Raw genomic sequence first — 8,453 nt, forward strand, 5'->3', positions numbered from 1 at the left:
CGGCGGAGCGGGGTGCCGCTGCGCCCACCCGTGCCGCCTGGGGGTACCTCCCAGGCCGTTCAGGCACTGGGGGAGGCACGACTGCCCGCAGCTGGGGGGGGACGGCGGGAGAGCCGCGTACGGCGCGAAGGGGTCGTGTCGGGGGGTGTCCGCCCGCAGCGGTTGGCGCGTCAACGGAGCCCCGCATCTCTGTCCCACCGATTCCGCGCCGTTCCGAGGACGGACACCCCCCGGCGCGGCCCCGACCCCCCACCGAACCCACCGCGCAACCCGCACCCCCACCGGAGCCGCACAGGCGCCGCAGGCACCCGCAGGCACCCGCAGGCACCCACCGCAGCCCACGAACGAGCTCAGACCCGCACCGCCCGCGCCACCCCCGTGCACAGCGCCGCGCGCGGCCGGTGGTCCGGTGCACGGCGGCGTGGGTGGACCGTGTTGGCGAGGAGGACGACGAAGGTGTCCGTCGCCCGGTCGAGGACCAGCATCGTCCCCGTGAAGCCGGTGTGCCCCGCCGCCCCGCGCCCCGCCAGCTCGCCCATGAACCACGGCTGGTCCAGGGCGAAGCCCAGCCCCGGTGCGACCAGCAGCAGTTCCACGAAGTCCGGCCCGAGGATGCGCGCCGGCCCGTGGGAGCCGCCCGCGAGCAGCGTCCGGCAGAAGACCGCGAGGTCCCGCCCCGTCGAGAACAGCCCGGCGTGACCGGCCACCCCGCCCAGCGCCCACGCGTTCTCGTCGTGGACGACCCCGCGCAGCATCCCCCGGTCCACCTTGGCCCACGGCCTCCGCTGGTCCTCCGTCGCCGCGGCGTCCGGACACGGTCCGAAGCGCGTCGCCGCCATGCCCAGCGGCCGGGTGATCCCGTCCCGGACGAGGACGTCCAGCCCCCGCCCGGTGATGCGTTCCAGCACCTGTTGCAGGAGCAGCATGTTCAGGTCCGAGTAGCAGTACGTACCCGGCACCCCCACCGGCGGCTCCGCCCGCAGCCGCCGCAGCCGTTCCTCGTCATCGGCGCAGTCGTACAGCGGGAGTTCGGGCCGCAGCCCGGAGGTGTGGGTGAGCAGTTGCCGCACGGTGACGCGGTACCGGGCCGCGGCCCGGAAGTCCGGCAGGTAGGCCCCGACCTCCGCGTCGATGCCGAGCGTGCCCCGCTCGATCTGCTGCACGGCGGCGACCGCCGTGAACAGCTTCGTCAGCGAGGCGAGGTCGAAGGGCGTGTCCACGCTCATCGGCACCCGCGCGTCCGCCGGCAGCTCCACGCCCGTGTCGGTGCGCGGGTCGTAGGAGGCGTAGCGCACCGCCCAGCCCGCCGCCTCCTCGACGGCGAGCACGGGCCCGCGCCCGACGGCCACGACCGCGCCCGCCGCCCAGGGCCGTTCGCCGCCGGTGAGGTCATGCACCTGGGCGACGACACGCCGGAGCCGCCCGGGGTCGAGTCCGGCCCGCTCCGGGGTGTCGCCGCGCAGTCTCGGAGCGCTCAGCTGTCTGCTCCCTTGCCCACGCCCTGTCCGGCGGAAGACCGGCACAGGGTGACGAGGAAACCGAGCGCCACCACCGCGGCCACCAACTGCACCACGGCCATGGGCACCGCGGTGTCCTCCCCCGCGATCCCGACCAGCGGGGTGACGACCGCGCCGATGAGGAAGGAGGACGTGCCGAGCAGCGCGGAGGCGGAACCGGCGGACTTCTTGACCCGCATCAGCGCGAGTGCCTGGGTGTTGGGCAGGCTGACGCCCATCGCCGACATCAGCACGAACAGCGCGGCGGCGACCGGCCCGAGTCCGACCTCCCCGAAGACGCCCAGGGACATCAGCAGCAGTACGGTCGCGGCGGCGATCACGACGACGAGTCCGAAGCCGAGCACCCGGTCCAGTCTGACCCGCCCGACGAGGATCTTGCCGTTGATCTGCCCGACCACCAGGAGGCCGATCGAGTTGAGGCCGAACAGCAGGCTGAACGTCTGCGCCGACGCCCCGTAGATCTCCTGCATGACGAACGGCGACGCCGCGACGTAGGCGAACAGCGATGCGAAGGCGAAACCGCCCGCGAGCATGTACCCGGTGAAGGCCCGGTCGGCGAGCAGCCCGCGCATCGCGCGCAGGGTGTCGCCGACACCGCCCGCGTGCCGGTCCTCGACGGGCAGCGTCTCCGGCAGCCGGGCCCACACGACGACGCCCAGCGCCACCCCGACCACCACGAGGACGACGAACACGCCCCGCCAGTCCGTCACGCGCAGGATCTGCCCGCCGACGAGCGGGGCGACGACCGGGGCGACGCCGGAGATCAGCATGAGGGTGGAGAAGAAGCGGGCCATGGCCACCCCGTCGTACAGGTCGCGTACGACCGCCCGGGAGATGACGATCCCGGCGGCGCCGGCGAGTCCCTGGACCAGCCGGAAGGCGACGAGGAGTTCCACGTTCGGCGCGACGGCGCACAGCGCGGTGGCGACGACGTAGACGGCGAGACCGGCCAGCAGCGGACGCCTGCGCCCCCACTTGTCGCTCATCGGGCCGACCACGATCTGCCCGAGGGCCATGCCGGCCAGGCAGGCGGTGAGCGTGAGCTGCACGGTCGCGGCCGGTGCGCCCAGGGACCGGGTGACCTCGGGGAGCGCGGGGAGGTACATGTCCATCGCCAGCGGCGGCGTGGCGGTCAGGCTGCCGAGGATCAGGGTGACGAGCAGACCGACGCGCCGGGCGGCGGGCAACGAGGGCACGCTCGTGGGTGTGGTCGCCGTGGCCGTGGCCGGAGTCGTAGCCGTAGCCGTACTCGTGACCGTGGCCGTAGGCGTAGTCGTAGTCGTAGTCGTAGTCGTGTCCGATGACTGATGCGGTATGGACGGCCCGCGCTCGGGCATGTGATGTGCCCCTCCCTCTTCTGCAGATCCGCCACCTATGCTCTCAGCTCGTACGGACTCGAACGAACAAACTCGAACGACGCACGAGACGTCGAACGAGCCTGAGCGAGGGTGGGGCAGGGTGTCAGCGGTGACCGGACAGAAGGTGCGCTGGGGAATTCTCGCGACCGGCGGCATGGCGGCGCGGTTCACGGCGGATCTGGTCGATCTGCCGGACGCGGAGGTCGTGGCGGTGGCGTCGCGGACCGAGGCGCCGGCGAAGGCGTTCGCCGAGCGGTTCGGGATCCCGCGGGCGTACGGCGGCTGGGAGACGCTGGCCCGGGACGAGGACGTCGACGTGGTGTACGTCGCGACCCCGCACTCGGCGCACCGGACCGCGGCCGGTCTCTGCCTGGCGGCGGGCCGGAACGTGCTCTGCGAGAAGCCGTTCACGCTGAACGCGCGCGAGGCCGGGGAACTGGTCGCGCTCGCCCGCGAGCACGGCGTCTTCCTCATGGAAGCGATGTGGATGTACTGCAACCCGCTGGTGCGCCGCCTGAAGACGCTCGTCGACGACGGCGCGATCGGCGAGGTCCGCAGCCTCCAGGCGGACTTCGGCCTCGCGGGCCCCTTCCCGCCCGCGCACCGGCTCCGCGACCCCGCGCAGGGCGGCGGCGCGCTGCTGGACCTGGGCGTGTACCCGGTGTCGTTCGCGCACCTGCTGCTCGGTGAGCCCGCGGACGTGGCGGCGCGGGCCGTGCTCTCCGCCGAGGGCGTCGACCTCCAGACGGGCGCACTGCTCTCCTACGAGAGCGGCGCTCTCGCGTCGGTGCACTGCTCCATCACCGGCGCCACGCCCCACTCCGCGTCGATCACCGGCTCCGAGGGCCGCATCGACGTCCCGAACGGCTTCTTCTTCCCGGACCACTTCGTGCTCCACCGGACCGGCCGGGAGCCGCAGGAGTTCCGCGCCGACCCGGCCGACGGGCCCCGCGAGAGCCTGCGGCACGAGGCCGAGGAGGTGATGCGGGCCCTGCGCGCCGGGGAGACCGAGTCCCCGCTGGTTCCTCTGGACGGCACGCTGGCCGTGATGCGGACGCTCGACGCGATCCGGGACCGCGTCGGCGTCCGCTACCCGGGCGAACAGGGGACACAGGGCGAACAGGGCGAACAGCGGGAACAGCGGGAACGAGGGGATCAGGGCGACGCGGCGGAGCCGGTCGTCACGCCGGCTTGAGCCCCGGCTCCCCCACCTCCGTCACGAAGGACCCCGCGGTGGTGAGCGGCGCGCCCTCGGTGGTGATGTGGGCCACCGTCTTGAAGTCGGTGCGCGCGGAGTCGCGGCCCAGTGCGACCGTCGCGTAGCCGCGCCGCCCGTCGAAGAACTTCAGGTGCGGGTTGGCGGTCATGAGGGTGTCCCAGTTGGACGGCTTCTCGGATCCGTTGCCGCCGCTGGTGATCGAGGTGGTGACGATCTCCGTGCCCACGGTCCGCGAGTCCGGGTCGTCGAAGTCGCGCTTGATGTCGAAGCCGTAGGAGACGTGCACGTCGCCGGTGAGGACCATGAGGTTCTCGACCCCGGCGGCCTGCGCGCCGGCCAGGACCCGCTCGCGGGAGGCCGGGTAGCCGTCCCAGGAGTCCATGGAGACCTTGGACGGGGTGGTGGTCATGTTGTGGCGCTGGGCGAAGGTGACCTGCTGGGGCACCACGTTCCACAGGGCGTTCGACCGGTGCCAGCCGTTGATCAGCCAGCGCTCCTGGGCGTCGCCGGTGAGCGTGCGGCTCGGGTCCTCGGACTCGGGCCCGGGGAACTGCCAGCCGTCGCCGTACGCCTGGTTGGAGCGGTACTGCCGGGTGTCGAGCACGTCGAACTGGGCCAGGCGCCCCCAGTGCAGGCGGCGGTAGAGCTTCAGGTCGGGACCGTCGGGCAGCTGGGGCCGGCGCAGCGGCATGTTCTCCCAGTAGGCGCGGTAGGCGGCGGCCCTGCGGATGAGGAACTCCTCCGGCGGAACGCTGTTCTCCGGGGTCTCGTCGGCGTAGTTGTTCTCGGTCTCGTGGTCGTCCCAGGTGACGACGAACGGGTGCGCGGCGTGCGCGGCGCGCAGGTCGGGGTCGGACTTGTAGAGGGCGTACCGCAGGCGGTAGTCCTCCAGCGTCACCGTCTCATGGTTGAAGTGGGCGGGCAGGGTGCCCGCGGGGTAGGCGCGGGAGCCGCCGGTGGCGTTCACGGCGTACTCGTAGAGGTAGTCGCCGAGGTGGAAAACGACGTCCACGTCCTCCTGGGCCAGGTGCTTGTACGCGGTGTAGTAGCCCTCGTCGTACTTCTGGCAGGAGACGAGGCCGAAGGTGAGGTCAGGGACCCGGCTGTGCTCGGCGGGCGCGGTGCGGGTGCGGCCGGCCGGGCTGACGTACCGTCCGGCGCGGAAGCGGTAGTAGTAGACGTGGCCGGGCGCGAGGTGGTCGACCTCGACGTGCACGGTGTGGTGGAACTCGGGGTGGGCGGTGGCCCGGCCCTTTCTGACCACGCGGCGGAACCGTTCGTCGAGGGCGAGCTCCCAGCTCACCTCGACGCGCTTGGCGGGCAGCCCGCTGTCGGCCTGGTACGGGGTCGGCGCAAGGCGCGTCCACAGCAGCACGGAGCCGGGCTGCGGGTCGCCCGAGGCGACGCCGAGCGTGAAGGGGTCGGCGGTCAGCCGGGCGGCGTCCAGCTGGGCGGCGCTCGCGGTGCCGGCGGCCGGCAGGTTCACGGAGAAGGCGAGCGCGGCGGCGGCGCCGGTGACGGTCAGGAAGCGCCGGCGGCCCAGGCCGCGGGCGGCGGCGCGGAGTTCGGGCGCGTGCGAGGACCGCGGCTGAGCCGTGGTCGGTGCCTGGTGGTTCGCGGGTGTCATCCGTTCCTCCCCTTGCGGTGGTTGCAAGGGGCATTCGACGGTCCGGGAACGACCCGGGCTTGGCGCGGACATGACGGTCGCATGTCGGACGGATGAGTTCCGCATGTTCCGCGACCCGTACGCTGCCGAGTCATGAACACCGTGAGAACCAGCGACGAGGAAAGCACCGGCGCGCGCAAGGTCGCCGTCGTCACGGGCGCCGGATCCGGCATCGGCCGGGCGGTCGCCGTCGAACTGCTCGCCGCCGGCTGGTCGGTGGCCCTGGCCGGCCGCCGCCCCGAGCCGCTGGCACGGACGGCCGCGGCGGCACCCGCGGGCGGCGGCACGCCCCTCACCGTCCGCGCCGACGTGTCGCGCCCGCAGGACGTGGCGGCCCTGTTCGGCGCCGTGCGCGAGCGGTTCGGGCGACTGGACCTGCTGTTCAACAACGCGGGGACGTTCGGCCCCGGTGGCGTGCCGGTCGAGGAACTGCCCTACGAGGCCTGGCGGCACGTGGTGGACACCAACCTCAACGGGGCGTTCCTGTGTGCGCAGGCGGCGTACCGGCAGATGAAGGAGCAGGACCCGCAGGGCGGCCGGATCATCAACAACGGCTCGATCTCGGCGCACACGCCGCGTCCGCACTCGGTGGCGTACACGGCGACCAAGCACGCGCTGACGGGCCTGACCAAGTCGCTGTCGCTGGACGGTCGCCGCTACGGCATCGCGGTCGGCCAGATCGACATCGGCAACGCGGCGACCGACATGACGGCCGGGATGCGGACCGGCGCGCTCCAGGCCAACGGGGAGACGGCGCCCGAGCCCGTGATGGACGTCGCCGACGTCGCGCGCACGGTGCGGCACATGGCCCAACTGCCGCTGGAGGCCAACGTGCAGTTCGCGACGGTCCTGGCGACGGCGATGCCGTACGTCGGGCGCGGCTGAGCCGATTCACACCATCGGAATTTCAACATCCGGAGTATTGCGCCCGTTGGAGGACGTATGCTCAAATCTCCTTCACCGGAACTTCACACTTGAGGCGTTGGTCTTCCACAACGCTCCTCCGCAGCACTCCACGGACCATACCGAGGGGGGAGGCGGCAGCCGTTCCCCCGCACCCGTGGGCGGGACGGCTGCCGCACCATCACCCGGTCACGCCTGCCCGGTCTCGAAACGGGCGATCCGGCCGTCCTCGTCCACGGTGAAGTCCCACCGGGTCCGCATCTCGCCCCACGTGTCGTTGCGGTAGCGGGCGATGAGGGCGCGACCGCCGTTGGACTCCCGGTCGACCTCCAGGTGACCGTTGGAGGAGAAGATCTCCTGGTCGATCCACTGGTCGAGGTTCCGGTCGTCCCCGTCGTCGGCCATGGTGGCGTCCGGCGCGAGCAGCGCGAGGAAGGCCTCGCGGTCGTGGGCGTTGACGGCGGCGACGAAGGCGCGGACGGCCGGGTCGCTGAGTCGCGTGGTCTGAATCGTCATGGCCGCAGCGTCACACCGGCTCCGCACCCCCGCCACCGGGCCCCCTGCCGGTCCACCGCCCGTCACCGCCCCGCCACCACCCGAACGGCTCCCGGCGGCGGGCCCGGACGCCGTCGGCGGACGACGGTGGACCAAGGGAGCCGCCACCGTCCGCGAGGGAGTCGAAGTGACGTGCTGTGACCGGCGTGATCTGGGGCTGCTGCTGCTCCGCCTGGGCACCGGCGGCGTCCTCGCCGCGCACGGGGCGCAGAAGCTGCTCGGCTGGTTCGGCGGCGGGGGCATCGGGGAGGCAGGCCGGGCCATGGAGGCCATGGGCTACGCACCGGGGCGGGCCAGCGCCACCGCGGCGGGCCTCGCCGAGACGGGCGGCGGGACGCTGCTGGCGCTGGGCCTGGCCACTCCGGCCGCGGGCGCGGCGGCGGCCGGTGCGATGGCGGGCGCCGCGGCGGTGCACGTCCCGCACGGCTTCTTCGCCCAGGCCGGCGGCTACGAGTACGCGGTCTCCCTCGGTCTGACGGCCGCGGGCCTCGCCGTCTCGGGGCCCGGCCGCCTCTCCCTCGACCACGCCCTCGGCCACGCGGTCGACCGGAACTGGATGGTCCCCGCCGCCCTCGCGATGACCGCGGCGGCCACGACGGTGGTCGTGGGGGCGCGGAACAGGCGGCTGCGCAGGGCGGCCGAGGGGCGCCAGGAGACGCTGTTCGACTGACGCCCGCGGGAACGTGGCAGGCTGCTCCACATGAGCGACAACACGGGCGGCACGCGGGCCGACGACCCCTGGAACACCATCGACGACCTGTGGAAGTGGCTGGAGGCGGACCAGCCCGTCGGCGGCCGGGAGGGCCTGCTGCTGCGCATGCTCAAGCTGTCGGAGGAGGTCGGAGAGGTCGCCGAGGCGGTGATCGGCGCGATCGGCCAGAACCCGCGCAAGGGCGTCACCCACACCTGGGACGACGTGGAGGCGGAGCTGTGCGACGTCGTGATCACGGCGATGGTGGCCCTGCGGACCCTGACACCCGAGGCCCGGGAGGTCTTCGGCCGGCACCTGGCGCGGGTGGCGGGACGCTCGCTGGGCGGGGGAGTGAGCGGCCGGGCGTGAAGGGCCCGCACCCGTGACTCTCGGCACGGGTGCGGGCCGGGGGCGGGGCTCGCTCAGCCCGCGGTGCAGGACACGGTCGGCCAGGTCCAGTTGCCGTTGGCCTGGATGGTGGCGCCCCAGCTGTTGCCGCTGCCGTTCGACTTGGCGGTCAGCGTCTGCGCGCTCGGGTAGCTCG

The 8,453-nt window shown here is 73.2% G+C and carries 8 protein-coding genes and 1 pseudogene; 4 read left to right on the forward strand and 5 right to left on the reverse strand.

Annotated elements, in window-relative coordinates; all coding sequences use genetic code 11:
• Positions 1–350: 350 nt before the first annotated feature.
• Positions 351–1,523 carry a serine hydrolase domain-containing protein gene (locus IE94_RS0133680; protein ID WP_209441107.1) on the reverse strand — a complete coding sequence of 391 codons (1,173 nt, stop codon included), beginning with the start codon at positions 1,521–1,523 and terminating at the stop codon, positions 351–353.
• Positions 1,475–2,854 (reverse strand): multidrug effflux MFS transporter, encoded by a 1,380-nt coding sequence (locus tag IE94_RS0133685; RefSeq protein ID WP_037924519.1) that lies wholly within the window; start codon positions 2,852–2,854, stop codon positions 1,475–1,477. Before IE94_RS0133685 ends, IE94_RS0133680 begins: the two co-directional genes overlap by 49 nt.
• A 130-nt stretch (positions 2,855–2,984) precedes the next feature.
• Here IE94_RS0133685 and IE94_RS0133690 point away from each other — a divergent pair, with 130 nt between their 5' ends.
• Positions 2,985–4,070 carry a Gfo/Idh/MocA family protein gene (locus IE94_RS0133690; RefSeq protein ID WP_030192064.1) on the forward strand — a complete coding sequence of 362 codons (1,086 nt, stop codon included), beginning with the start codon at positions 2,985–2,987 and terminating at the stop codon, positions 4,068–4,070.
• Here the strand turns inward: IE94_RS0133690 and IE94_RS0133695 are convergent.
• A complete protein-coding gene (locus IE94_RS0133695; protein WP_030192066.1) occupies positions 4,057–5,721 on the reverse strand; it encodes an alkaline phosphatase D family protein in 1,665 nt (554 codons plus the stop codon). The genes IE94_RS0133690 and IE94_RS0133695 overlap by 14 nt on opposite strands.
• 132 nt (positions 5,722–5,853) lie before the next feature.
• Between IE94_RS0133695 and IE94_RS0133700 the strand changes: the two genes are divergently transcribed.
• Positions 5,854–6,645 (forward strand): SDR family oxidoreductase, encoded by a 792-nt coding sequence (locus tag IE94_RS0133700; protein ID WP_030192068.1) that lies wholly within the window; start codon positions 5,854–5,856, stop codon positions 6,643–6,645.
• A gap of 207 nt (positions 6,646–6,852) precedes the next feature.
• Here IE94_RS0133700 and IE94_RS0133705 read toward each other — a convergent pair whose 3' ends face one another.
• Positions 6,853–7,179, reverse strand: coding sequence for a nuclear transport factor 2-like protein (locus IE94_RS0133705; RefSeq protein WP_030192071.1), 327 nt, complete (start codon positions 7,177–7,179; stop codon positions 6,853–6,855).
• Positions 7,180–7,345: 166 nt separating this feature from the next.
• Between IE94_RS0133705 and IE94_RS0133710 the strand changes: the two genes are divergently transcribed.
• The gene (locus tag IE94_RS0133710; protein ID WP_030192073.1) at positions 7,346–7,888 is read left to right on the forward strand and encodes a DoxX family protein; all 543 of its coding nucleotides are present in this window, start codon (positions 7,346–7,348) and stop codon (positions 7,886–7,888) included.
• A gap of 30 nt (positions 7,889–7,918) precedes the next feature.
• Positions 7,919–8,278 (forward strand): MazG-like family protein, encoded by a 360-nt coding sequence (locus tag IE94_RS0133715; RefSeq protein ID WP_030192076.1) that lies wholly within the window; start codon positions 7,919–7,921, stop codon positions 8,276–8,278.
• Between the two features lie 53 nt (positions 8,279–8,331).
• Here the strand turns inward: IE94_RS0133715 and IE94_RS41400 are convergent.
• Positions 8,332–8,453, reverse strand: a pseudogene (locus IE94_RS41400) (glycoside hydrolase family 11 protein); the annotation flags it as partial.

This window comes from Streptomyces violaceorubidus, assembly GCF_000717995.1.
GTDB classification, from domain to species: Bacteria; Actinomycetota; Actinomycetes; order Streptomycetales; family Streptomycetaceae; genus Streptomyces; species Streptomyces violaceorubidus.